Source organism: Brucella gallinifaecis (genome assembly GCF_006476605.1).
In the GTDB taxonomy this organism is placed as follows: domain Bacteria; phylum Pseudomonadota; class Alphaproteobacteria; order Rhizobiales; family Rhizobiaceae; genus Brucella; species Brucella gallinifaecis.
This window is the reverse complement of the sequence record NZ_ML636804.1, coordinates 342,902-366,885: the sequence shown is the minus strand read 5'-3', so window position 1 is coordinate 366,885 and position 23,984 is coordinate 342,902. Positions and strand designations below refer to the sequence as shown.

The following is a 23,984-nucleotide window of genomic DNA, read 5'->3' as shown; positions in this document are numbered from 1 at the left end:
TGCTGCGCTTTCGGCCTATAATTATATTTTTAGAGCATTTTATCTTGCGATGAAACGGATGATGCGATCAGTCAGGCCGCTATAGGGCGGTTTGATCAGATCGGTTGATGCAGGTGCGTATTTTGTCAATATTGGCATGGCTTTCGAGAAGGTCTGAAAGCCTTCCCGACCGTGATAATGCCCCATACCGCTATGCCCGACGCCACCAAAAGGCAGATCAGCGCAGGCAAAATGATAGAGCGTATCATTGATGCAGACGCCACCCGCAACAATATGCGAGAGTATGGTTTCTATTTCCGCTGTGTTGTCGCTGAAGCAATAAAGCGCCAGAGGGCGTTCATGTTTTAATATAACGGCGATTGCCTCATCGATTGATCGATAGCTGATGATGGGTAACAGTGGACCGAAGATTTCTTCATTCATGATTGTGCTGTCAGGAGCTGGCTCAAGAATGAGTGTCGGCGTCATCAGGCGCGGCGTTTTTGGTGTCGCGGTTTCATCCAGAAGCGGGATGAGCTTCTCACATTTGTCCTTTGCATCTCTTAGCAAGGCTGTGAGGCGCTGATATTGTATGTCATTGATGATTGTTGTGCGATCTGCAATTGCCGTGTCGCCGCTATAGCGGTTTTGGGTTTCCTCGCGCAGCAAGGCTATAAAGGCATCGCGTTTGTTTTGATGGATCAGTACATAATCGGGTGCGATGCAGGTTTGACCTGAATTAAAATATTTGCCTGTGGCGATGGATGCTACCGCGCGTCTGAGATTGGCGTTCTCGCTGATGATTGCAGGTGATTTTCCACCCAGCTCCAATGTGACAGGTGTGAGGTTTTCGGCTGCGGCTTTCATAATCTTGCGGCCAACAGTCGTGGATCCCGTGAAGAACAGATGATCAAAAGGCAAAGCGGAAAACGCTGCGGACAATGTGGCATCGCCCGGAATAACGCTTGCCCGGTCTTGTGGAAACACATCAGCGATTAGTTTGCGCAGAAACTCCGAGGTCTGTGGTGTGTGTTCGGATGGTTTGAGAAAAACATGGTTTCCAGCAGCTATCGCCGCCACCAGAGGCGCCAGTGCAAGATTGACCGGGTAATTCCATGGCGCAATGATGCCAACAACACCCAGTGGCATAAAACGAATTTCTGCCTTGGCAGGCCAGAGCTTCCAGCCTGCTTTTCTACGCTGTGGCTTCATCCAGCGTTTGAGATTGTGCAGAGCATGATCTATTTCTGCAAAAACCACACTGGCTTCGCCAAGCAATGTCTCGTGAACCGAACGGTTGCCAAAATCTGCATGAATGGCCTTTGCCATCTCATCAAGACGTTCATGCAGGACTTTGCGCAAAAGGCGTAAATCGTCAATGCGTTGTTCATAGGCCGGTCGATTATTGAGCCAGCTTTGCCGCAAATGCTGAAAGGTCGTTTGTAGCTGATGATCAGCGCTCATAGGCAAAATTCTCGGTTGATCGGGCAAACAGGAATTGGGCAATATAATATGTGCTTAAAACCCAAAGACCAGACAGGGATATTGGTGTGTGAAAGCGGTTAAAAGCCAGCAATGTGTCGCTTGCCATAAAGAAAAACCCGCCAGCCGCAGCAAGCCATGCGCCGTAACACGGAGCGGTTTTGCGCGGTGTTGAGAGCGCACGGCTCAGAGCCTGTGCTGCCATTATGCCAATCGCAGTTGCATAGATAACGACAGGCAGTTTCATTGCATTGGGCAGACTGGTCCAGAGGCTTGCAATAATGCTGATTGCCAAAATACCAAAAATCACAAAGACAAGCTTGTGTCCTGCAAATTTTGTGTTTTGGGACAGCGCATAAATATAGATGCAATGGGTAATCAGAAAGCAGACGAGACCTGCGAGAAAATAATCGCCTGGCAGCATCAGGAAAAAATCACCCGCCAGAGCAAATGCGAGACCGGCGGCAATCGTTAAACCATAGGTTCTGGAAATCAGGCGCGGTGCTGTGAAAATAGCGCAGAGCAAAAACAATGTTGCTGCAGGTTTGGTGATATAATGCAGCCAGCGCCAGAAAATTGCATCACTCTGCTGGTTCAGGAGGCTGCTTGCAACTGCGCAGATTGCACAAATGAAAAACAGCCGGTAGAACCATCCAGACTGGAACAGCTGTTTATGCTGCATTTTGCTTCCTCCATTTAGAGTCACGTTCTTATTGTAACACCTGTTATTTCTGAGGCTGTGCGTTGTTCTTTTCTGCTTCGCGCCGACGTTTGCGACCTGTGCGCTCTTCACGTGTGGAGAGTTCGCTATTGCCATCAAGATCAGATTGCAAAATGAGGCCATGCGCCTTGAGCCAGCGAATTATCTCGCCGAACTCAAGATCATAGCTGGGCTGCTCCATAGGATTTGGTCCTTGATTTGTAATCATTTTATGCAGGATGCGCGGAGTTGATGCATGTGGCAAGGCCGAAAACCTTGTACACTACGAAAGCTTCATCTGGTTCCTTGGGTGTCGATTGATCTGGAGGTCGGAAAACTCAAGCACAATTTCTCCACTTTCGTTTCCATCTCAGCAGCATTCATCTTGATCAAATTCGTCCACGCTGCCTAGGGTCAGGACTCATTAATTTGACGGGAATGGTGTGAGGCCATCCGTTTGGATTTGATAAGAAAAGGCGAAGGAAATGTGGTTCATTTTCAAGACTTTTCGACGAAGTAGGCGGGCGGATGGGCCACATCCTTCGGACATCGAAATGACTTGGCGATCTGCTGCGTCGAGCCGCTCAACCGGGGGAACAACCCCGGTCCTCACGTCTCTTCTTGCATATCTTGTCATTTCAGATGCCATTCTCATCAAATTAATGAGTCCTGACCCTAATATCTTTATATAAGAAAAATACCAAATTGCGATAAATGGAGAAGGCTCAGGTAAATGGATTTAGCAACTGAATTGGTAAAGTATGTTTCTATTGTCGTGATCGGCCTTCTGCCAATTATGAACCCACTGACGACCATTCCGCTCTATATGTCTTTGACCAAACGCATGAGCACCGAAAACAAGCGCTCACAAGCCAGAAAAACCAGCATTTATGCGTTTCTGATCCTGACTGTGTTCATGCTTCTTGGCAATGCAATTATAAAACTGTTCGGCATATCGTTACCCGGTATTCGGGTCGCAGGTGGTATTATCATTATGATATTAGCCCTGCGCATGATTTTTTCCGGTGAAGATACTTCATCTGAAGTGGATTCAGATCCAGCAGATATAAAGAAAGCTGATCTCGATTATTCGTTTTCACCGCTCGCAATGCCAAGCCTGGCAGGCCCGGGCTCGATCGCGGTGGTTATGGGATTCTCATCACAAATTCCGAGTGATCATAATATATTTGGTCATATCGTCATTGCCATTGGCGTGGCCATAATGTCCATCATCGCTTATATTGCGCTGCTGTCTTCCAACTGGATCGAAAAATTCCTTGGGGATCATGGCATGCAAGCTGTGACAAAAATCATGGGGTTTCTTTTAACCTGTCTGGCGGTTCAGTTTCTGGCCTCTGGCATAAGCCAATTTGTCATTGATTTCAGTAAAACTCCAGGGTCTTGACCTTAAAGATAAGGCGATCCGAGCCAGATGATGCGGTCAATCAAACGCTCATAGAATGGGCGATTTTTAAGCCGCATCAGATTAACCTCCCGGCTGGTTTCAATCGCCTTGCCAATGCGTTCCTCAACCTGCAAGGCAATATCACGATCAAGTATTTCAAGATCGATCTCGAAATTGAGCCGGAGCGAACGCGCATCCAGATTGGATGATCCCACATAAGACCATGCTCCATCAATGGTCATCAGCTTGGAATGGTTGAAAGCGCCACCCGCACGCCAGATGCGACAGCCACCTTTGAGCAACTGGTCAAACTGCGCACGCATTGCGCGATCAACCAGCTTGAGATTATTCACACCCGGAATAACCACATCCACGGCCACCCCGCGCCGCGCCGCTGTGACCAGCGCACTGATCAATTCGCGATCCGGCAGAAGATAGGGCGACATGATCAGGATATGTTCCTGGGCAATCGAAAATGCACCCATCATCATACGATGATTGGTTTCAATATTCTTGTCCGGGCCGGAACCAACCACGCGGATCAGCTTGCCGGTTCCCGGCGGATCGTCAGGTGCAACAATGCTCCAGGCATCCCCCGCCAGAAGCTCGCCTGTTGCAAAGCGCCAGTCTTCCGATGCCACATGAAAAATATCAGCGATTGCCGGACCTTCGATGCGAAAATGCGTATCGAAAGCAACATTATCGCCTGCAATCTCCCTTACAAAGGCGCCTCGAATATTCATGCCACCGGTAAAAGCCAGCCTGCCATCGACAACCAATATCTTGCGGTGCGTACGCAGATTGGCATAGGGCAGACGCAGCCCCATGATAATATTACCATTGAACACGTCAACGGTAATGCCCTCTTCCTTCAAGAGCCCGACTATGCTTGGAATCGAATAACGCGCCCCGACCGCATCCACCAGCACCCGCACTTCAACGCCGCGCTTGACTGCACCGCTCAATGCATCGACGAATTTCTGACCAATGGCGTCACGGTCAAAAATATAGGTCTCAAGCAGAATGCTGCGTTTGGCATTGTTGATTGCATCGAGCATCTGGCCATAGGCTTCGTCACCCGTTTCAAGCATCGTGATATTGTTGCCGCTGGTGAAGTCATAAAGGCTGACAGTATCGCCAAGAATCTTCATCGCACCGAACTGACGACCGAAAGCCGCCCGCACCCGGTCATTTGTCGTATCGAAATGCGACAGGTGATAAAGTGCAATATTGCCCATATTGTCACGTTGATGGCTCAATGTGCTGCGTCTGATACGATTAACACCGGCCAGCGCATAGACCACAGCGCCCACGATCGGCGAAAGCACGATAATCCCCACCCAGCCCAGAGCCGTTCGCACTTCGTCTTTGGTCATGGTTGCATGGATTGCTGCAATCGCACCAAGAATGACCGACAAAACTGCGAGGATATGAGGCCAATAATGGGCAAGAATATCAAACATGAACCGACCTTATCCTGAAAAGCACTGAATTTAGAGATATAGTGGAAAAGCCCATCCGCCAACACTGATTTACCAAATAAACCAAACTTATAAAGCTCTCTGGTCAAATCTGCGATCTACTTTATATTAGCTGCGAAACTTGCAATCAGAGGGACATCTCATGGCAACGCAACAAAGTAATTTTAACCGGGCTGATCTTCCTTCAGAAGTTACGACAAAATGGGGATGGTTTGTCGCGCTTGGCGTGGCATTGCTAATTCTGGGTGGCATTGCATTTGGTAATCTCGTGCTGGCGACGGTCGTTTCCGTCTATTATGTCGGCATCATGATGCTTGTGGCAGGCATTATCGAAATCATTCATGCATTCGGCGTGAAGACATGGAGCGGTTTTTTCTTCTGGCTCTTGAGTGGTCTGCTCTATGCGGTTGCCGGTATTGTCGCATTTAACCAACCATTATTGGCCGCGAGCGTATTTACGATCTTTTTAGCAGCAGCCCTCATTGGCGCTGGTATTTTCCGTATTTGGTTGGGATTCAAATCCAAGCCAGCTTCAGGATGGGGTTGGATCGCAGCTACAGGCGTTATCACAGCTCTGGCTGGCATTGTAATTGCCATGCAGTGGCCAGAAAACAGTCTGTTTATCATTGGTCTGTTTCTTGCAATCGATCTGATCTTCCAGGGCTGGTCCTTTATCGCATTCGGTCTTGGCATCAAGCGCTAGACAACAAATCTATTCATGAAAAAGCGGCGTATCTCACGCCGCTTTTTCATTTCAACTCGACCTTTTCATCAATGACTGCTAGATGCAGCCCAACATCTTCGCAGTGCGCTTTTTCGTACAGCCTATCCTTTTGCAATTACGAGTTTTCTCTTATGTCCGCTCAAGACCATCCCGTTTCAAAGCGCCGCACATTCGCGATTATCGCGCACCCGGACGCCGGTAAAACAACATTGACCGAAAAGCTGCTTTTGTTCGGTGGCGCTATCCAGCTGGCCGGTGAAGTAAAAGCCAAAAAAGACCGTATCCAGACCCGTTCAGACTGGATGAATATCGAACGTGATCGCGGTATCTCTGTCGTGACCTCCGTCATGACATTCGAGTATAAGGATTGCATCTTCAATTTGCTTGATACACCGGGCCATGAAGATTTTGCCGACGATACCTACCGCACACTGACAGCCGTGGACTCTGCCGTCATGGTGATTGATGCCGCAAAAGGTATCGAGCCACGCACGCTCAAGCTGTTTGAAGTCTGCCGTATGCGCGATATTCCAATCGTGACCTTCGTTAACAAGATGGACCGCGAAGCACGCGATCCGCTCGAAATCCTTGATGAGATCGAAGAAAAACTTGCACTCGATACGGCTCCCGTCACCTGGCCCATCGGTTCGGGAAAAAGCTTTGCCGGCACTTATGATCTGCACAATAATGCTGTGCGCCAGAAAGATGCGGAAGAACAACCCACCAGGGTCAGCGGCCCGGAAGAAGCTGCGAAGCTTCTGCCCGAGAATGAGCGTGAGGCATGGATCGAGAGTGTGGAACTGGCACGCGGGGTCTGCCGCCCGTTCGACCTCGCATCCTTCCGTGAGGGTCATATGACGCCGGTTTATTTCGGCTCGGCCCTTAAAAACTATGGTGTTCGTGATCTCATCGAAGCCTTTTGCGATTTTGGCCCTTCCCCACGCGACCAGCAGGCAGACAGCCGTATGGTCGGTGCTACCGAAGACAAGATGACCGGCTTTGTGTTCAAAATTCAGGCCAATATGGACCCGAACCACCGTGACCGTATTGCATTCCTGCGCGTCTGCTCGGGCAAGCTTTCACGCGGCATGAAGGCCAAGCTGGTGCGTACCGGCAAACCGATGAGCCTGTCTGCGCCACAGTTTTTCTTTGCCCGCTCACGCCAGATTGCCGATGAAGCCTTTGCAGGCGATGTTGTGGGCATCCCGAACCATGGCACATTGCGTATTGGTGATACTTTGACCGAGGGCGAAGACATTCTGTTCCGCGGGGTTCCGAACTTTGCGCCGGAAATTTTGCGCCGCGTTCGTCTTGATGATGCGATGAAGGCCAAGAAACTGCGTGAGGCACTGCAGCAGATGGCAGAAGAAGGCGTGGTCCAGCTCTTCGTGCCCGATGACGGCTCTCCGGCAATTGTCGGCGTGGTTGGTGCATTGCAGATTGACGTGCTGACGGAACGATTAAAAATCGAATATTCGCTCCCCGTCGGCTTTGAAATGTCGCGCTTCTCGATTTGCCGCTGGATCACAGCGGACGAACCTGCAGAACTCGAGCGCTTCATTGCTTCGCACCGCGCCGATATTGCCCATGATCTTGACAATGATCCGGTGTTTATGGCGCAAAACGGTTTCTCACTCAATTATGAAGCCGAGCGCTGGAAAGCAATTCGCTTTGCCACGATCAAGGATTATCAAGTCCGCGACAAGGCCTGAGTCGAAAGCAAGCTGGCGGCGATCTTTTCCGCCAGCTTATCAGCCACCTGCTCCTTGCTCATTTCCGGCCATTCTTCGATACCATTACGGCTCAAAATCCGTACATGATTGCGATCACCCCCCATCACATCGCCTGAAACGTCATTGGCAACGATCCAGTCAGCACCTTTCTTGTCGAGCTTGCGCCCGGCATTAACAAGCACATCCTGCGTTTCTGCCGCAAAGCCCACCACAAGGCCGGGGCGGTTGTTACTATGGCCTACACCTGCCAGAATATCCGGGTTTTCAACCATGCTGAGCGTTGGTGCGCCCTCGCCCGGCTGTTTCTTGATCTTCTGGTCAGAGGCATTGACTGTGCGCCAGTCGGCAACCGCTGCCACCATCACAGCAGCATCGGCAGGCAAATGGTGTTCAACTGCTGCCTGCATTTGTCGTGCGGTCTCGACATGAATGACGTTGACGCCTTGCGGGTCCGGGATCGTGACCGGGCCGGACACCAGATGCACCGTTGCGCCCAATCGTGCCAAGGCTGCAGCAATCGCGTGTCCCTGCTTGCCCGATGAACGATTGGCAATATAGCGCACAGGATCAATCGGCTCATGGGTCGGGCCGGATGTCATGACAATCACTTTGCCAGCCAGTGGTTTTGACTGTGGTGCGAGCAGATTTTCAATAGAAGCGACAATGGCAAGCGGCTCGCTCATCCGCCCTGTACCCGCCTCTCCGCTTTCCGCCATTTCGCCTTTTTCGGGACCAGTGAAATGCACACCGTCCTTTTGCAAAGTCAGGCAATTGCGCCTGGTGGCCGGATTATCCCACATGGCGGGGTTCATGGCAGGGGCCACGAGAACCGGGATTTTACGCGCAAGCAATACAGCACTCGCCAGATCATCAGCAATTCCATTGGCCATTTTTGCCATAATGCCAGCGGTCGCAGGTGCAACGACAATCAGATCGGCATCACGTGCAAGGCGGATATGACCAATATCCTGCTCGTCTTCACGCGAAAAAAGATCGGTAAACACATGATCGGCAGCAACGGCACCAATGGTCAGCGGCGTTACAAATTGCTGTGCTGCAAGCGTCATCAATGGGCGCACATGGGCACCACGTTCACGCAGACGGCGAATAAGATCAGGCGCCTTATAAGCGGCGATCCCGCCACTGATAATCAGAAGAACACGCTTGCCCTGCAATGAACCTGAAACAAGCTGCGAAGCTCTGGCAGCGGGCTTTGGATCTTCTAATCCAGCCAGAAGAAGCCGCGCTTCTTCTTCCATCGAGCGCCCGTTTCGGGCTGCTCTCACACGCAGCCGCTCTTTTGCTGCATCATCAAGATTGCGGATCGTAATACTGGCCATTTGATTGCACCGGTCTAATATTGATGCAATCAATGAAATCACTATTTTGTCGAATAATCAACAAATGGTTGAATTAAAGCTCGATATAGAGCTTAATTGCTATCGCCGCCAATGAAATTGCAATCACAATCTGTGCAATACGCCCCCAACGCGAGTGCCGCGCTTCAGCCTTGCCAATCGCTTCTGCCGTTGCATCATCAAAGCGCAAACCATTGAGCGCCATTTCATCAAGGGCAGCGGAAGCACGATCTATTCGCGCAACAAGTTCCGGCGTTTTGCGGGTGAAATGCAACAGTGCATAGGCACTGTCTTTTGCATCGAGCAACATGCCCTGTGGTCCGAGATTTTTACGAATCCAGCCGCCCACAACGGGTTCTGCCGCCTTCCACATGTTGAAATGCGGATCAAGCGTGCGTGAAACGCCTTCTACAACCACCATCGTCTTTTGAAGCATCAGAAGCTCTGGCCGCGTTTGCATGTCAAAAAGCTCGGTCACTTCAAACAGCAATGTAAGCAGTTTTGCCATGGAAATGGTCTCGGCCGGCTGACCGTGAATAGGTTCGCCAATGGCGCGGATTGCCTGCGCAAAACTTGCCACATCATGGGTATGCGGCACATAGCCTGCTTCAAAATGCACCTCAGCCACGCGCAGATAATCTCGTGTGATGAAGCCATAAAGAATTTCCGCAAGAAAACGCCGCTGATCTTTATTCAGCCGCCCGGTAATGCCGAAATCAACCGCAACAATGACACCTTGCGGATCCACAAACAGATTGCCCGGATGCATGTCTGCATGGAAAAAACCATCGCGCAACGTATGTCGGAGGAAAGACTGGATCAGTGTTTCTGCAAGCTTTTTGAGATCAAAGCCAGCCGCTCGCAGTCCCTCGATATCCGACATTTTAATGCCGTCAATCCATTCAAGCGTCAGCACATCGCGGCCCGTGCGCTCCCAATCAACATCAGGAACACGGAAACCTTGATCATCCTTGATATTCTCGGCAATCTCGGAAAGCGCCGCCGCCTCAAGCCGCAAATCCATTTCGATGCGCGTTGTCTGCTGAAGTGTTTCAACCATTTCAACGGGCCGCAAGCGGCGTGTAAACGGTATATGCCGCTCCTGCATACGGGCGACCATGAAAAAGCTTTCAAGATCGCGGGCAAAACGCTGACGCACACCCGGACGAATAACTTTAACCGCAACCTTATGCTGCGCACCGTCTTTCATCACAAAGGCCGGATGCACCTGCGCCATGGATGCAGCCGCAATAGGCGCCTCAAAACGCACATAGAGATCATCGATCTTGCGGCCAAGGGAATTTTCAACTGCTGAGACAGCTTCGCCCTGCGCAAAAAAATCAAGACGGTCCTGCAACAATTCAAGATCGGCAGCCACATCCTTGCCGACAATATCAGGACGGGTTGCCAGAAACTGGCCCAATTTCACATAGGAAGGGCCAAGCTTGTTCATCGCACGCGATATGCGTTCAGAACGAGGCGCATCTTTCGCCCGCTTGCGTGCAAGAAGCTTTGCAACCTTGTGCCCCAATGCAGGCAATCCGGCTGCATCATCAACCGGCAGTGAACTCAGCACACCTTCGCGCGCCATGATCCAGCCAGCACGCATTAATCTCAAGCCCGCAGAAATATTGCTCATATCAAACTCAGAGCTTCCAGCCAGAATGAAGGGCTGCGATACCACCGGTAAAATTGCGATAACTCACACGCTCAAAACCCGCTTCGCGGATCATGCGTGCAAAATCTTCCTGTTTTGGAAATTTACGAATCGATTCCACCAGATAGCTGTAGGAATCAGCATCTCCGGTAATCATCTTGCCAATCTGCGGAATGGCCTTGAACGACCATTGATCGTAAATCTTATCAAGCAATGGCAGTTCGACTTCGGAGAACTCAAGGCACAGGAAGCGACCACCCGGCTTTAACACGCGGTAAGCTTCGGACAGCGCCTTGTCGATATGCGGCACATTACGAATGCCGAATGAAATCGTATAAGCATCAAAGCTCGCATCTTCAAATGGCAGCTCTTCGGCGCTTGCTTCAACAAATTCGAGATTATCGGCAAGCCCCTTTTTGATGGCACGCTCACGACCAACCCCCAGCATCGAACCGTTAATGTCGAGAATGGTCACATGCGCCTGACGGCCAGAGGCTTCAACAATACGAAAAGCAATATCGCCGGTACCACCCGCCACATCGAGCGACCTGAAACCCGGACGCCTGGACGGCGCCAGCCAGCTGATCATCGCATCTTTCCAGACACGGTGCATACCAGCCGACATGAGATCGTTCATCACATCATAGCGCTTGGCAACCTTATGAAAAACATCATTGACCAGCCCCTGCTTTTCGCTTTCGTCGACTGCCTTGAAGCCGAATGAATGCTCCATGCCACCTTGTGCACCCACGCGGTCTGCATTGCCTTTGTGCTGGCTCATAACTATCCTGCCGGTTCATGTGCGAAACGAAGCCGATCTCCGTTTTCCGTTTGCCTGATGCATATAAAGCTTGTACCGAACGATACAAGCACAGAGAGCAAGCCGATACCCCTTTTGTGATCTGGACTTGCGCATCTGTGCAAAATGTTCAAAAAAACAGAAAACACACCGTGGAAAACTGCGCTTGTGCGCCTGCCATGCGTTTTCTCCGGCTTAGAGCAGCCGCTAAATTCGATAAAGATAACAAGAAAAGTGGAAACAATATGGGCGTTAATGTCGTCAGCCATCCGCTTGTCCAGCACAAGCTCACCATCATGCGCAAGCGTGAAACCTCTACCGCCAGTTTCCGGCGTTTGCTGAAAGAAATTTCGCTGCTGCTTTGCTATGAAGTGACGCGCGATCTCGAACTGACCACCATGCATATCGAAACACCGATGATGCCTATGGAAGCCCCTACACTTGAAGGTAAAAAGCTGGTTTTCGCGTCCATCCTGCGTGCTGGCAACGGCCTTCTCGAGGGCATGCTAGATCTCGTGCCTGCCGCTCGTGTGGCGCATATCGGCCTTTATCGCGATCACGACACGTTGCAGCCAATCGAATACTACTTCAAAGCACCCGAAGATATCGTCAACCGCCTGATTATCGTTGTCGATCCAATGCTTGCAACAGGCCATTCCGCCATTGCAGCCATCGACAAGCTGAAGGAACGCGGTGCCACCAATATTAAATTTCTGTGCCTGCTGGCAGCCCCTGAAGGTATTGAGCGCTTCACGAGCGCCCACCCGGATGTCGACGTCTTCACCGCCTCCATCGACGACAGCCTTGATGAAAAGGGCTATATCGTTCCGGGTCTCGGTGACGCCGGCGACCGCATGTATGGCACAAAGTAAATCCGGCTAACCAGCCAGTCTTGTAAATCCGCGTTTGGCTGCTCATCATGACTATTGAGTGGTCGGCGCGGATTTTTTATCTTATAATGACAAGCAAATATGGAACAGTCTCATGTCCACGGATAACCGCCTGACAGAACTCGAAATCCGGGTCGCAGAACAGGAAAAGACAATTGAAGAACTGTCTGCTGTTCTTGCTGAGCAATGGAAAACAATAGACCGCCTGAGCCAGAAACATTCGGCGCTAACTGATCGCTTTCTGACACTGGAAGGGCAAACCGCACCTGAAATTCCGATCACCAAACCGCCGCACTGGTAATACAATGATCGAAATCATAGAGCTAACGGATCGCCCCAACCTTGCAGCCATCTGCGCAAAATGGAACCATGCCGAATGGGGACAGGCAGTGGGCGCAACCGAAGACCAGATTATAGATGCTCTGAATGAGCTGATCCACGCCACCGATGGTCAGGCCGTGCGTGCAGCGCTCTGGAATGATGAATTGGCAGGCTTTGTTCTGCTCATTCACAATGATCTTGAAAGCCACCCGCATCTCAAGCCATGGGTTGCGAGCCTGCTCGTTGCACCTGAGTTTCGTGGGCGCGGTGTTGCCAAGGCGCTCATGACAGCGATTGAAACGGCTGCTCATGATCTCGGTTATAGCGAAGTCTATCTCTATACCGACAAGCCTGACCTTTACAGGAAAATCGGCTGGGGCGATTTGGAAGAGCTGACCGGCGATGATGAAGGCATGCTGATCCTAAATAAGAAAATCGCGCGGGGCTAACCGCGCGATTTTTACTTCTTATGATGCAGCCGGTATTGGACAGCTCACGCCTGTACCGCGCAAACCGCAATAGCCATTCGGGTTCTTGGCCAGATATTGCTGATGATAATCTTCCGCATAATAGAATGTCGGAGCATCTGCAATTTCCGTCGTGATCGGGCCAAGACCGCGCGAGGCCAGCGCCGCCTCATACGCATCCCTGCTCTTTTCAACCGCTTTACGATCCGCTTCATCGAAGGTGTAGATCACGGAGCGATAGGTCGTGCCAATATCATTGCCCTGCCGCATGCCTTGTGTCGGATCGTGCTCCTCCCAGAACAGCGCCAGCAATTCATCAAGACTGACAGCCTTCGGATCATAAACAACCAGAACCACTTCAGCATGTCCGGTCAGTCCGGTGCAGGTTTCTTCATAGGTTGGATTGGGCGTTATGCCCCCCGCATAACCGACAGCCGTCACATAAACGCCAGGCACCAGCCAGAAAAGCCGCTCCGCACCCCAAAAACATCCCATGCCGAACATAATCTGCTTCATACCATCCGGCCATGGGCCTTTGAGCGGCTTACCCGATACATAATGCGACAAGGCAGTGGGCAGCGCCTCAGCTCGACCCGGCAAGGCATCCTGCCGGGAAGGCATTTCGACTTTCTTGCGATAGCTTTCTAGGAAACTCATAAACACCTCCTGAGGAGCACAAAATATGCGCAACATGATCGGACATAGACACTATCATGCGCTAAAATTACCAAAGCGCTTTTCACGACGAAAACCCGCCAGATAGAACAAGAGGGCCAATACACCCAAAATCAGCCAAGCTGGTTGATCCAGCACAGGAAGGAACAGGCTGTTCCACGCCGCTCCCCCTATATAATACGTCACAAACGCTTCTGCATCCCCCAGAAGCTCCGGCGCACCCTGAGCCCAGATATCCAAAAGCGGTTTGGTTACTATTTCCGAAGCCCCGACAAAGCGTGCAGCATCCAGAATAGCGAATATCACTGCCAAGGCCAGACACATGACTGCCAAACTGCGCAAAATAAAACGAAACACGATTCTCTGCCCTACAATCTATTCAAAACTATTATGCCAGTCCCAACACCATATGCTTCCAAAGCAGAACATTATTCATTGTTAAATGATAACATAAACCCAACTCTGTGTGCACGACCATATAGGGCGCATAGAGATTTACCAAAAAATATCTTTTATAATCAGTTATTTAAACATATTTCAGCAATGACAATACCGAATAAAATAAATTAAACCCAAAATGAAAATAGCAGTTGAACATATGCGTATTCTGGCTATATTGCCGCCGCAACACCTGTTTTGGCAACGAACCAATGCCTGATTTGATAAGGTGTGTCTTGTTTGCAAGAATTCTTACCGTCTAGACGGATTTCAAGAAAGCAAACCAGTACGGAGAGGTGGCCGAGTGGTTGAAGGCGCACGCCTGGAAAGTGTGTATACGGGGAACCGTATCGCGGGTTCGAATCCCGCTCTCTCCGCCAGTATCATTGATTTTATTGGATGTTTTAGCTTTTTCTCCTCTTGTCATAACCGCGACAAATTAAGAGAAGATAGGACAGCCTTGATCACTTGCGGAACCAGCCCCAAATTTTCAGGCTGTTCTCGTAGAGCGATGCGATACCGATGACGATGACGATGACGATCGTAAGAATCGTTATTGCGAGCCACTTCATTGCATGAACCATCTTATGGGATGTGAGGGCTTTATTCTTTTAATATAAAGAGAATTTATAGATAGGTTTTAGTTTACACTAATATACTGAATCATTTAGCCTCAAGCTCGACAATGATGATATCGATACTCAGAAATATACTTGAGTTCTATGCAATTATTCGTAAATAGCATTTTTCAATTTTAAAACCTGAAACTGTCAGTACGCACTTCGCTCGAAGTACTATTTGAGTGGATCAGAATTGCCATTGACCCGGCGCTATTATGCATCGCTACTGATAATCACAATTAATCAGAGGCATTTAATGCATTGCTCAAACCCTTCATTGGTACATTAAATGAAAAGTTTCCTAATCTCTTGATATCAAAAGAGATATTAATCGGTAGATTTTCTTTAATGTGCTGTTGTGTTTTCGGGCCTGCGGGTGAATGTCCTATACAATTTGAGGTATTACATGACAACATCTTTACTCGATGAGTTGAACCATCATTGAAGGTCAAAATAATTTCGCCATTAACCCCAATGCTGGCGGGACCCATCAATTTCATCATAGGCGGTCCATTTTCTGTTGCTGTTAAAGCCCATGAAAATATTATGCCAGCCCCCACGATTTCGACTTCCTGTCTGATGTCGCATAAACGAATTTTAGTAGCTAGATTATCATCACAGATCAGAGTCCAATTTTCGAAGGGGTGAATTACGCGCCTATACTGTCCAATCGGCACGCCGTCAGGGACGGTAACCGATGATGGACGCACCCTGAATTCGGGTTGAGCGTAAGCTGACAGCTCTGGCAAAACCAGAGCTGTCATTACTAATGGCAAAATAAGAACTCTGCTCATAATTTAGTTCAGCGTAAAGCTTAACCCGGCTCCAACCCCCCACTGAGACCCACTGGTCGCCGTGCTTATATTGGCACGAATGGTTTGATCTTGATTGGTGTAACCCGCACCGAAGGCAAAAGCGCCTTCGTTTCTCCAGTATCCGCCGCCCATAGCGACACTGAGTTTACCTGCCCTGTCATCAAACCTTAGCGATGCGGCCGCCAAGCCGACTGCCGCTGCCCGGCTGGCTTCTTTTGAAATGTGCGATTTTAAATTAGCTTCAATCCCACCAATGCGATCATCAAGGGCAGAAAGAGCAGAGCCCACATTATTATATGAGCCACCCGCTACATTGTAGACCGGATTTGTAATAGCGCCATTTGAAAGTACAGTAGAGCCACCTCCAAATGCATTTGATGCGCTACTAGCTACTTCATGGAGTTGAGCGCCGTTCACAGCTTCTTTTGATGAAGTACTAACTGCCCCTGCAGCTACATTTTTAATAACAACAGGTGGTGCATCGGCTATGGAAGCCCCCAGGGTAATGGAGCTATAATCCGGATCTCCGTTAACATCACTGTCATATTTCACTGCAAAGTCATCAACCGCATTAAGCTGACCAACATTGACAACATCAGTTAAGGCTACACCAGCTTCCACATTCGTGATCCTGCGTTCAGAACCGACGTCACCAACTGATATAATATTATTTTCATTGGCCACAGAACCGGACCCTAACGCAACTGAGCCGATCCCGCTGGCTCGAGCATTGGTACCAAAAGCCTGTGCGTTGATAGCACCATCTTCCACGGTTGCACCATAACCAAAAGCTGTGGCACCTTCTGCATTATCACCAACAGAAGCATTAGATCCAAAAGCATTCGCAGCTATGGAATTCTCACCAACATACGCATAAGGTCCGACAGCATTCGCACCGACTGAGCCCTCACCTATATATGTGAGAGCGCCGACGGCATTGGCACCCTCAGCATAGTTTCTTGCATAATATCCAATTGCTTGGCCAGCTGTAGCATTTTGTCCTACTATAGATTGCTGACCAATGGCATTCGATATAGCTGAGTACGTTTGCGCCCAATAACCAATCGCGTTGGAACCTCCAGAATCGTTGCCAACTACACTTTGCCTTCCAATTGCAGTCGAAGCTGCAGAATTACTGCCAACATGAGCCCAATAACCCCACGCGTTTGACGACCCTGAATTATCCAGAACATTGGAATTCATACCAATTGCAGTTGATAAATCAGAACCATTTCCGACAGAAGTGCCTGTGCCGAGTGCAATCGACTCGGAGCTGTTCGTAGTTGCAGACCAGGCCCCATTGCTGATTACAATGCTTGAGGCGTGACCTCCGTCATTCCCATTACCTTCGGACCAGGCAAAGGCGGATCCTGTATAACTGAACGCAGAAACAAACGCGACACCGGTTAAACATACTAAAAATCGTGGATTGTTATTTCTTGTCATTTCAACCCTCCCATCCCCTCGTTGAAATTTTCAACTTTAGCGAGTTAATGATTAATTCATTTCTCTTAATTTTCAAGAATAAATTAACCAATCGCTAATTTAGATAAATTGCAGGATTGGAGCACTTCGATCTATAAAGACTTCCAGGGTCGAGACCCATTGCGATTAGCAAATAAATGATACTAACTGGAAGGCCTGTTGAAATATCGCAGCGGCAAGTAACCAAGAATAATGACTATCGCCCCACCTATTGCAGTATCGACAAGGCGCTGAACACCGTAATCAAAATCGCCAGTCCCGGGAACAATCACATCAACCAGCATCAGAATTAATGGCGTCAGGAAAATTGCCTGCAAAATATATGAGCGTTGCATGGCCCATGGGAGGATTCCTGCAAAAACAGCCATAACAGCAACAAATAACGCGCCCTTTGATAGGGTCACCAGCACTATGGCCCCGATAACAACACCTGCAATCGTCCCGATAACCCGCTGGATAGCCCGATCTCGAATTGATCCAAAATCAGGTTTCATCACAAGTCCAACGGTCAGCGGTATCCAGAACCAATGCGCGTTATGATCCAACCAATGGGCGCAATAAGCCACAGCGAGGCAAACGGCGAATGCTATTGCAGGGGCTGCAGCGGACATCGAATTTACGGAATGAGGCTGAGGTTTTTTCTGCTCTTCCTGCGGACGCTCATCGCGCGAATGCCAGCCACAAATCAGAACTTCTATGCCCAGAACAACCGCGTAAAAAACAGCTCCAACCAGATAAAGAACTGCTGGCTGCCAAAATGGTGTAATCGCCGGAACGCCCAATGCAATCGACCCCAGAAGCAAGGTCTGCAATGTGCCGATCGATAATGTGCCATTCTTGCTGCTTAGCATGGCCGCAAGAAAACCAACGATCATCATTGCAATCACAACCACTGCCCACGGCAACGACCCAAGATAACCAAGCAGATAGCCTAAAGCGCCAATCGGCGCTGAAATCAGCATTTTTTTATAGACTGAACTGTAACTGCCAGAACTTTCACCGGTCACCATCATAAGACAACCCATGGCAATCCACATACCGGTCATGATGTCGTCAAAAAACAGTCCGGCAGCGAACGGGAAGCCGATGCAGAAAGCAGCACGAATGGCCCGTCCCCAATGCCAGCTTGCGGGTTTTAATCTCAGAATTTCTGAAATTGTCTGATTCTCAGCCATTGATTGAGCCATATAATCCCCGCTTTAAAACTTTAGCCATAGCTTCAGGCAGCTATCCTGTATTTCACCTATATAAACATTAGCCCAGGATTGTTAAAAATGACAATTAATGACCTGTCAGGTAATGCCATGTCCGGCGAAAAATATTAAAATTATTCTTTCCATCAACAGATGACAGCCTTCCGGAAATGAATGGGCAAATATAAAAGGACGATTGTGAGCTTAATCCGCCCGGCAAAAAGCCGTCTGAAATTCATCAATTTACAGGATTTTTATCAGTTCAGGAATCGAATGGTGCTGCGAGAGAGGATTGAACTCTCGACCTCTCCATTACCAATGGAGTGCTCTACCACTGAGCTACCGCAGCATTCTCTTGAACGCGGCGGACTTCTGACACATCATTACAAAAATCGCAAGCAACCGATCGCAATTATTTTTACATAATGTGGAAATCTCTCATATCGCATCATAAAACCCGCTTTTCGCAGGCTTTTTAGCGTAGTACACTCCCTTCATGAATGAAAAAGACACTGCAAACAACAAACAGAACCAGCCTGACCCGCGTGAAAAACGCCGGGCAGAACAACTCCGTGCAAATCTGATGCGCCGTAAAATGCAGTTGCGCTCCCGACGTGCAGGCGATGCCGATGAGCGTAATGACGGCATTACAGCCGGAAAACCGGGGCAGGATGCGACCTAAATCGATCATGATTTGCATGATTACTACTTAAGCGCGAAATCATATTAAAAAGCCTTCCTTGAAGATAGGAAAAGGCTGCGGTAAAAGCGCAATTCAATTCTTGCCCGTATTGCCGGACGATTATGATTCGTGATCGACGTAATTTCGCCGCAGGACCAGTCAATTGCATATTGACATGCCGCAGGTTTCAACGCCGCGGAATTTACAAAATTCGATTACCGGGCAATCGCTTCGGCCCAGAAGGTGAAACAGTATGGATCGCATCAAGATCGTCGGCGGTAACAAGCTCAATGGCGTTATTCCTATTTCAGGCGCGAAAAATGCCGCGCTGCCATTAATGATCGCTTCGCTTCTTACCGATGATACGCTTACGCTTGAAAACGTGCCGCGCCTCGCCGATGTCGAACAGCTGATCCGTATTCTTTCCAATCATGGCGTTGATTATTCGGTGAATGGCCGTCGTGAACATCAGAACGGCGCCTATTCGCGTACCATCCATTTCACAGCACGCAATATCGTTGACACCACCGCTCCTTATGAGCTGGTTTCCAAGATGCGTGCAAGCTTCTGGGTAATCGGCCCGCTTCTCGCACGTATGGGTGAAGCCAATGTCTCCCTGCCCGGTGGTTGCGCCATCGGCACGCGCCCGGTTGATCTGCTGCTTGAATGCCTTCAGGCACTGGGTGCACAGATCGACATTGAAAATGGCTATGCCAAGGCACGCGCACCCAAGGGCGGACTCGTCGGTGCACGCTATCGCTTCCCCAAGGTTTCGGTTGGTGCAACCCATGTCATGCTTATGGCAGCCGTGCTTGCCAATGGCGAAACCATTATTGAAAATCCCGCTCGCGAGCCGGAAGTGGTCAATCTGGCCGACTGCCTCAACGCAATGGGGGCGAAAATCACCGGCGCCGGTACCGACACAATCCATATTCAGGGTGTGACAAACCTGTCTGGTGCGCGTGTGCGTGTTATTCCTGACCGCATTGAAACCGGCACCTATGCCATGGTTGTTGCAATGACTGGCGGCGATGTTCTGCTTGAGGGCGCTGAAGCCAGCCAGTTGACGGCAGCCCTTGACACGCTGCGCAAAACCGGTGCGGAAATTACCGAAACCAACAGCGGCCTGCGCGTTGTACGCAATGGTCATGGCATTCATCCGGTCGATATTACCACCGATCCATTCCCCGGCTTTCCAACCGATCTTCAGGCACAGTTCATGGGCCTGATGACGATGGCAAAGGGAACATCGCACATTACCGAAACAATCTTTGAAAACCGTTTCATGCATGTGCAGGAACTGGCGCGTCTTGGCGCCAAGATTTCGCTGTCCGGCCAGACTGCAACTGTTGAAGGCGTGGAACGTCTCAAGGGTGCGCAAGTTATGGCGACGGATCTTCGTGCTTCTGTTTCGCTGGTTATTGCAGGCCTTGCAGCCGAAGGCGAAACCACCGTCAACCGCGTCTATCACCTTGATCGCGGCTTTGAACGTCTGGAGGAGAAGCTCTCGCGTTGCGGTGCCAATGTCGAACGCATCAGCGGGTAAAAGCTCAAAAACCGGATTTGCCAGACGCATTCCGGTTTTTCTTTTATTACAGGCAGATTAATCAACAGGCTGAAAAGCCTGTCGATTTTTTTGTGGCGACATGTAAAGTTGTGTCAGACATCTTATTCAAATCAGCAGGAAACGATCTAAGATATGGAAATGTTGAAGCTTGTGGCGCTTGATGAGGAAGATTTGCAGATCCTGTCCGCCCATCTTCAGGATGCGGTTCTCAAAGTATCGGATTTGCAATATCTGGCCAGCGACAAGCGCTTTGTGCTGACGCTCAATCGCTTTGCCTGGGAAGAAGCCAAGCCAAAGCTGTTCCGCAAGCCACAATATCAGCGTAGGCGCACGGCTTTGCATTTTAATCGCGTCACAGCGGTCAAAGGCACCAGCATCAACCGGCAGAAGCCCGATGATGTGCTGTCGCTGCTGGCCATTCGTTTTATCGCTGATGAAGCACCTGCCGGAACTTTGGAACTGACTTTTGCGGCAAATGCAGCTATCCGTCTCACGGTAGAATGTATTGAAGCGCAACTGACAGATCTCGGCCCGGCATGGGAAACGAGTTCGGTGCCGAAACACGACGGAACCTGACAGCGCCCACAATCGCTTATACAGACCATAAGGGCCATGCCCAGACCGACAATTAAAGGAATACCAGCGTGGTCACGACGCTTAGACAATCCGATCCCGATTTTGAACAGAAATTTGCAGCATTTCTGACTGGCAAACGCGAAGTCTCCGAAGATGTGGATCGTGCAGCCCGCGAAATCGTTGATCATGTGCGCCGCGATGGTGATGCTGCGCTGATTGAATATTCCCGGCGTTTTGACCGTATTGACCTGACAAAAACCGGCATTCGTGTCACGGATGCTGAAATCGACGCGGCTTTTGATCTGGCCCCTGCCTCGACCATTCAAGCACTGAAACTGGCGCATGAGCGTATTGAAAAACACCATGCGCGTCAGCTGCCAAAAGATGACCGCTATACCGATGCGCTTGGCGTTGAACTGGGTTCGCGCTGGACGGCCATTGAAGCGGTCGGTCTCTATGTTCCGGGGGGTACGGCAAGCTATCCAAGCTCGGTCTTGATGAATGCCGTTCCTGCAAAAGTTGCAGGGGTTGATCGCATTGTCATGGTTGTGCCCTCGCCCGATGGCAATCTCAATCCGCTGGTACTGGTGGCAGCCCGCCTTGCCGGTGTTTCAGAGATTTACCGTGTTGGTGGCGCACAAGCCATTGCAGCACTGGCCTATGGCACGGAAACGATTGCCCCTGTTGCCAAGATCGTGGGTCCGGGCAATGCATTCGTGGCCGCTGCCAAGCGCATCGTGTTTGGCACAGTCGGCATCGACATGATTGCCGGACCATCGGAAGTGCTGGTCATTGCCGACAAGGACAACAATCCCGACTGGCTGGCGGCTGACATTCTTGCACAGGCGGAACATGACACGGCGGCACAATCGATTCTGATGACCGATGATGAGGCTTTCGCAAAATCTGTCGAAGAAGCCGTTGAGCGGCAGCTCAAGACCTTGCCGCGTGCAGAGACTGCAAGCGCAAGCTGGCGCGACTTTGGCGCGGTCATTCTGGTTGATGATTTTGATGCAGCCATTCCACTGGCCAACCGCATTGCTGCCGAGCATCTTGAAATCGCCACAGCTGACCCGGAAGCACTTTTGCCAAAAATCCGTAATGCCGGCTCGATCTTTATTGGCGCTTATACGCCGGAAGTCATCGGTGATTATGTCGGCGGCTGCAACCATGTTCTGCCCACGGCACGCTCGGCCCGCTTCTCGTCCGGCCTGTCGGTGCTTGATTATATGAAGCGCACCTCGCTTTTGAAACTCGGCGCCGATCAGTTGCGTGCGCTCGGACCGGCAGCCATCGAAATCGCCCGCGCTGAGGGCCTTGATGCCCACGCGCAATCCGTCGCCATCCGGCTTAATCTATGAGGAATCATGACTGTCGGCGTTCCTAATGCCCGGTTGATCGACATCGAGCTGGATGAATCCATCGGCCGCTCGACGCCCGATGTCGAGCATGAACGCGCTGTTGCGATTTTTGATCTGATTGAAGAAAACAGCTTTCACCCAGTCGGTGACAAGACAGGCGGGCCATACAAGCTGCGCCTGTCTTTGATGGAATCGCGGCTTATTTTCTCTATTACACGCGAGAATGGCGACGAGGTTGCAACACATATTCTCTCACTCACTCCCCTCAGGCGGGTGGTGCGCGACTATTTTTTAGTGTGTGAAAGCTATTACGAGGCGATCCGTTCGGCCAGCCCCAGCAAGATCGAGGCAATCGATATGGGACGGCGCGGTCTGCATAATGAAGGATCGCAGGTACTGCAAACCCGGCTGAATGGCAAGATCGACGTCGATTTCACCACTGCGCGGCGTCTTTTCACGCTCGTCTGCGTGCTGCACTGGCGAGGTTGATCCTGGTGGCCATTGAGGATATAGATGCAGCCGCAGAGGATGTTGAAGCCGCAAAACGGCCAAGTTCCATACTTTTTGTCTGCGGGAAAAATGCAATCCGCTCGCCCATTGCCGAGCTTCTTGCAAGAAAATTGTTGCCACCCAACATGTATATTGCGTCGGCAGGTGTACAACGCGGCGAGCGCGATCCTTTTGTCGATGCCGTACTCAATGAAGAAGGCCTGTCACTTGATGACCGGCAACCACGCGAACTGGAAGAACTGGCAGATGGTTATTTCGACCTCATCATCACTCTGACACCGCTTGCACATCATACAGTGCTGGAACGGATGCGCGGTTTTTCGGTCGATGTGGAATATTGGCCAACCCCCGACCCGACTCTTGTCACAGGCAGCCGTGAGCAGATCATCAATGCCTATCGTGATGTGCGCGACCGTTTAAAGAGGCAAATCACCCAGCGTTTATCCCCGGATGAACAGCCCTGAAGCCCAGGGTCAGGACCCATTAATTTGACGGGAATGGTGTGAGGCCATCCGTTCGGATACGAGAAGAAAAGGCGAAGGAAATGTCGTTCATTTTCGAGACTTTACGACGAAGTAGGCCGGGCGGATGGACCACATCCTTCGGACATCGAAATGACTTGACGATCTACTGCGTCGAGCCGCTCAACCGGGGGAACCACCCCGGTCCTCACGTCTCTCCTTGCATATCTTGTCATTTCAGATGCCATTCTCATCAAATTAATGGGTCCTGACCCTAATCCAATTCGGTTATTCACAAATGCAGTCTAATCATATAGGTTCCGGCCAAATTTAAAGCCATGGCCCGGTTTCGGGTCAATCTATCAAAGAAAGTTACAGGTATCGCATGGCGAAAGAAGAAGTCCTCGAATTTCCGGGTATTGTTACGGAACTACTGCCAAATGCAATGTTCCGCGTGAAGCTCGAAAACGAACATGAAATTATTGCCCACACTGCTGGCCGTATGCGCAAAAACCGCATCCGCGTGCTCGCAGGCGACAAGGTGCTGGTCGAAATGACCCCTTACGACCTGACCAAAGGCCGTATTACCTATCGCTTCAAGTAAG

General features: G+C 50.3%; 25 protein-coding genes and 2 tRNA genes. 14 read left to right on the top strand and 13 right to left on the bottom strand.

Features of this window, described 5'->3' with window-relative positions; all coding sequences use genetic code 11:
* Positions 1 to 39 precede the first annotated feature (39 nt).
* The 3 genes from FHY56_RS10000 to FHY56_RS17790 are packed head-to-tail and all read right to left on the bottom strand — an operon-like array spanning position 40 to position 2,363.
* Positions 40 to 1,443 (bottom strand): coniferyl aldehyde dehydrogenase, encoded by a 1,404-nt coding sequence (locus FHY56_RS10000; RefSeq protein WP_140905011.1) that lies wholly within the window; start codon positions 1,441 to 1,443, stop codon positions 40 to 42.
* Entirely contained in the window at positions 1,433 to 2,143 is a 711-nt protein-coding gene (locus tag FHY56_RS09995; protein WP_140905010.1) for a lysoplasmalogenase, read from the bottom strand. Before FHY56_RS09995 ends, FHY56_RS10000 begins: the two co-directional genes overlap by 11 nt.
* Positions 2,144 to 2,186: 43 nt before the next feature.
* Entirely contained in the window at positions 2,187 to 2,363 is a 177-nt protein-coding gene (locus FHY56_RS17790; protein ID WP_158447749.1) for a hypothetical protein, read from the bottom strand.
* Between the two features lie 531 nt (positions 2,364 to 2,894).
* On the opposite strand from FHY56_RS17790, the gene FHY56_RS09990 reads away from it, so the two are divergent.
* On the top strand, positions 2,895 to 3,566 hold the full coding sequence (locus FHY56_RS09990; protein WP_140905009.1) for a MarC family NAAT transporter: 672 nt from the start codon (positions 2,895 to 2,897) through the stop codon (positions 3,564 to 3,566).
* Between the two features lie 2 nt (positions 3,567 to 3,568).
* Here FHY56_RS09990 and cls read toward each other — a convergent pair whose 3' ends face one another.
* Complete coding sequence (gene cls, locus FHY56_RS09985; RefSeq protein ID WP_140905008.1) at positions 3,569 to 5,029, bottom strand: cardiolipin synthase; 1,461 nt, start codon at positions 5,027 to 5,029, stop codon at positions 3,569 to 3,571.
* Positions 5,030 to 5,189: 160 nt separating this feature from the next.
* On the opposite strand from cls, the gene FHY56_RS09980 reads away from it, so the two are divergent.
* Both FHY56_RS09980 and FHY56_RS09975 read left to right on the top strand, forming a co-directional pair.
* Positions 5,190 to 5,750, top strand: a complete 561-nt coding sequence (locus tag FHY56_RS09980) for an HdeD family acid-resistance protein (RefSeq protein WP_140905007.1) — start codon at positions 5,190 to 5,192, stop codon at positions 5,748 to 5,750.
* A 152-nt stretch (positions 5,751 to 5,902) separates the two neighbouring features.
* Complete coding sequence (locus tag FHY56_RS09975; RefSeq protein ID WP_140905006.1) at positions 5,903 to 7,483, top strand: peptide chain release factor 3; 1,581 nt, start codon at positions 5,903 to 5,905, stop codon at positions 7,481 to 7,483.
* Here FHY56_RS09975 and coaBC read toward each other — a convergent pair.
* From coaBC to ubiE, 3 genes are all read right to left on the bottom strand, one after another.
* Positions 7,462 to 8,844 (bottom strand): bifunctional phosphopantothenoylcysteine decarboxylase/phosphopantothenate--cysteine ligase CoaBC, encoded by a 1,383-nt coding sequence (coaBC, locus tag FHY56_RS09970; protein ID WP_140905005.1) that lies wholly within the window; start codon positions 8,842 to 8,844, stop codon positions 7,462 to 7,464. The two genes, FHY56_RS09975 and coaBC, sit on opposite strands and share 22 nt — an antisense overlap.
* A gap of 73 nt (positions 8,845 to 8,917) precedes the next feature.
* Complete coding sequence (gene ubiB, locus FHY56_RS09965) at positions 8,918 to 10,501, bottom strand: 2-polyprenylphenol 6-hydroxylase (RefSeq protein ID WP_140905004.1); 1,584 nt, start codon at positions 10,499 to 10,501, stop codon at positions 8,918 to 8,920.
* Positions 10,502 to 10,508: 7 nt separating this feature from the next.
* Entirely contained in the window at positions 10,509 to 11,300 is a 792-nt protein-coding gene (gene ubiE / locus FHY56_RS09960) for a bifunctional demethylmenaquinone methyltransferase/2-methoxy-6-polyprenyl-1,4-benzoquinol methylase UbiE (RefSeq protein WP_140905003.1), read from the bottom strand.
* Between the two features lie 263 nt (positions 11,301 to 11,563).
* Here ubiE and upp point away from each other — a divergent pair, with 263 nt between their 5' ends.
* The 3 genes from upp to FHY56_RS09945 all read left to right on the top strand — a co-directional run bounded on the left by upp (position 11,564) and on the right by FHY56_RS09945 (position 12,978).
* Positions 11,564 to 12,190, top strand: a complete 627-nt coding sequence (upp, locus tag FHY56_RS09955; protein ID WP_140905002.1) for a uracil phosphoribosyltransferase — start codon at positions 11,564 to 11,566, stop codon at positions 12,188 to 12,190.
* Positions 12,191 to 12,302: 112 nt separating this feature from the next.
* Positions 12,303 to 12,509 (top strand): SlyX family protein, encoded by a 207-nt coding sequence (locus FHY56_RS09950; RefSeq protein ID WP_140905001.1) that lies wholly within the window; start codon positions 12,303 to 12,305, stop codon positions 12,507 to 12,509.
* A gap of 4 nt (positions 12,510 to 12,513) precedes the next feature.
* A complete protein-coding gene (locus FHY56_RS09945) occupies positions 12,514 to 12,978 on the top strand; it encodes a GNAT family N-acetyltransferase (RefSeq protein ID WP_140905000.1) in 465 nt (154 codons plus the stop codon).
* Between the two features lie 18 nt (positions 12,979 to 12,996).
* Here FHY56_RS09945 and msrA read toward each other — a convergent pair whose 3' ends face one another.
* Both msrA and FHY56_RS09935 read right to left on the bottom strand, forming a co-directional pair.
* Positions 12,997 to 13,653, bottom strand: a complete 657-nt coding sequence (msrA, locus tag FHY56_RS09940) for a peptide-methionine (S)-S-oxide reductase MsrA (RefSeq protein WP_140904999.1) — start codon at positions 13,651 to 13,653, stop codon at positions 12,997 to 12,999.
* Positions 13,654 to 13,707: 54 nt separating this feature from the next.
* A complete protein-coding gene (locus FHY56_RS09935) occupies positions 13,708 to 14,028 on the bottom strand; it encodes a hypothetical protein (RefSeq protein ID WP_140904998.1) in 321 nt (106 codons plus the stop codon).
* Positions 14,029 to 14,399: 371 nt separating this feature from the next.
* Here FHY56_RS09935 and FHY56_RS09930 point away from each other — a divergent pair.
* A tRNA-Ser gene (locus FHY56_RS09930) sits at positions 14,400 to 14,489 on the top strand.
* A gap of 479 nt (positions 14,490 to 14,968) precedes the next feature.
* On the opposite strand, the gene FHY56_RS09925 is transcribed toward FHY56_RS09930, so the two are convergent.
* From FHY56_RS09925 to FHY56_RS09905, 4 genes are all read right to left on the bottom strand, one after another.
* A complete protein-coding gene (locus FHY56_RS09925; RefSeq protein ID WP_140904997.1) occupies positions 14,969 to 15,523 on the bottom strand; it encodes an invasion associated locus B family protein in 555 nt (184 codons plus the stop codon).
* Positions 15,524 to 15,526: 3 nt separating this feature from the next.
* A complete protein-coding gene (locus FHY56_RS17785) occupies positions 15,527 to 16,990 on the bottom strand; it encodes a YadA-like family protein (RefSeq protein WP_158447748.1) in 1,464 nt (487 codons plus the stop codon).
* Positions 16,991 to 17,172: 182 nt separating this feature from the next.
* The gene (locus FHY56_RS09910) at positions 17,173 to 18,204 is read right to left on the bottom strand and encodes an FUSC family protein (protein WP_158447747.1); all 1,032 of its coding nucleotides are present in this window, start codon (positions 18,202 to 18,204) and stop codon (positions 17,173 to 17,175) included.
* A gap of 292 nt (positions 18,205 to 18,496) precedes the next feature.
* Positions 18,497 to 18,571, bottom strand: a tRNA-Thr gene (locus FHY56_RS09905).
* A 147-nt stretch (positions 18,572 to 18,718) separates the two neighbouring features.
* On the opposite strand from FHY56_RS09905, the gene FHY56_RS09900 reads away from it, so the two are divergent.
* The 7 genes from FHY56_RS09900 (at position 18,719) to infA (ending at position 23,983) form a co-directional block, all read left to right on the top strand.
* The gene (locus FHY56_RS09900) at positions 18,719 to 18,904 is read left to right on the top strand and encodes a hypothetical protein (protein WP_140904993.1); all 186 of its coding nucleotides are present in this window, start codon (positions 18,719 to 18,721) and stop codon (positions 18,902 to 18,904) included.
* Between the two features lie 253 nt (positions 18,905 to 19,157).
* Positions 19,158 to 20,450, top strand: coding sequence for a UDP-N-acetylglucosamine 1-carboxyvinyltransferase (gene murA / locus FHY56_RS09895; RefSeq protein WP_140904992.1), 1,293 nt, complete (start codon positions 19,158 to 19,160; stop codon positions 20,448 to 20,450).
* A 153-nt stretch (positions 20,451 to 20,603) separates the two neighbouring features.
* Positions 20,604 to 21,047, top strand: coding sequence for a DUF2948 family protein (locus FHY56_RS09890; RefSeq protein WP_140904991.1), 444 nt, complete (start codon positions 20,604 to 20,606; stop codon positions 21,045 to 21,047).
* 68 nt (positions 21,048 to 21,115) lie between these two features.
* Positions 21,116 to 22,408, top strand: a complete 1,293-nt coding sequence (hisD, locus tag FHY56_RS09885; protein WP_140904990.1) for a histidinol dehydrogenase — start codon at positions 21,116 to 21,118, stop codon at positions 22,406 to 22,408.
* 6 nt (positions 22,409 to 22,414) lie between these two features.
* Positions 22,415 to 22,897 carry a UPF0262 family protein gene (locus FHY56_RS09880; RefSeq protein WP_140904989.1) on the top strand — a complete coding sequence of 161 codons (483 nt, stop codon included), beginning with the start codon at positions 22,415 to 22,417 and terminating at the stop codon, positions 22,895 to 22,897.
* A gap of 5 nt (positions 22,898 to 22,902) precedes the next feature.
* Complete coding sequence (locus tag FHY56_RS09875) at positions 22,903 to 23,382, top strand: arsenate-mycothiol transferase ArsC (protein ID WP_235889462.1); 480 nt, start codon at positions 22,903 to 22,905, stop codon at positions 23,380 to 23,382.
* A 382-nt stretch (positions 23,383 to 23,764) separates the two neighbouring features.
* Positions 23,765 to 23,983, top strand: a complete 219-nt coding sequence (gene infA / locus FHY56_RS09870; protein WP_140904988.1) for a translation initiation factor IF-1 — start codon at positions 23,765 to 23,767, stop codon at positions 23,981 to 23,983.
* Position 23,984 lies beyond the last annotated feature (1 nt).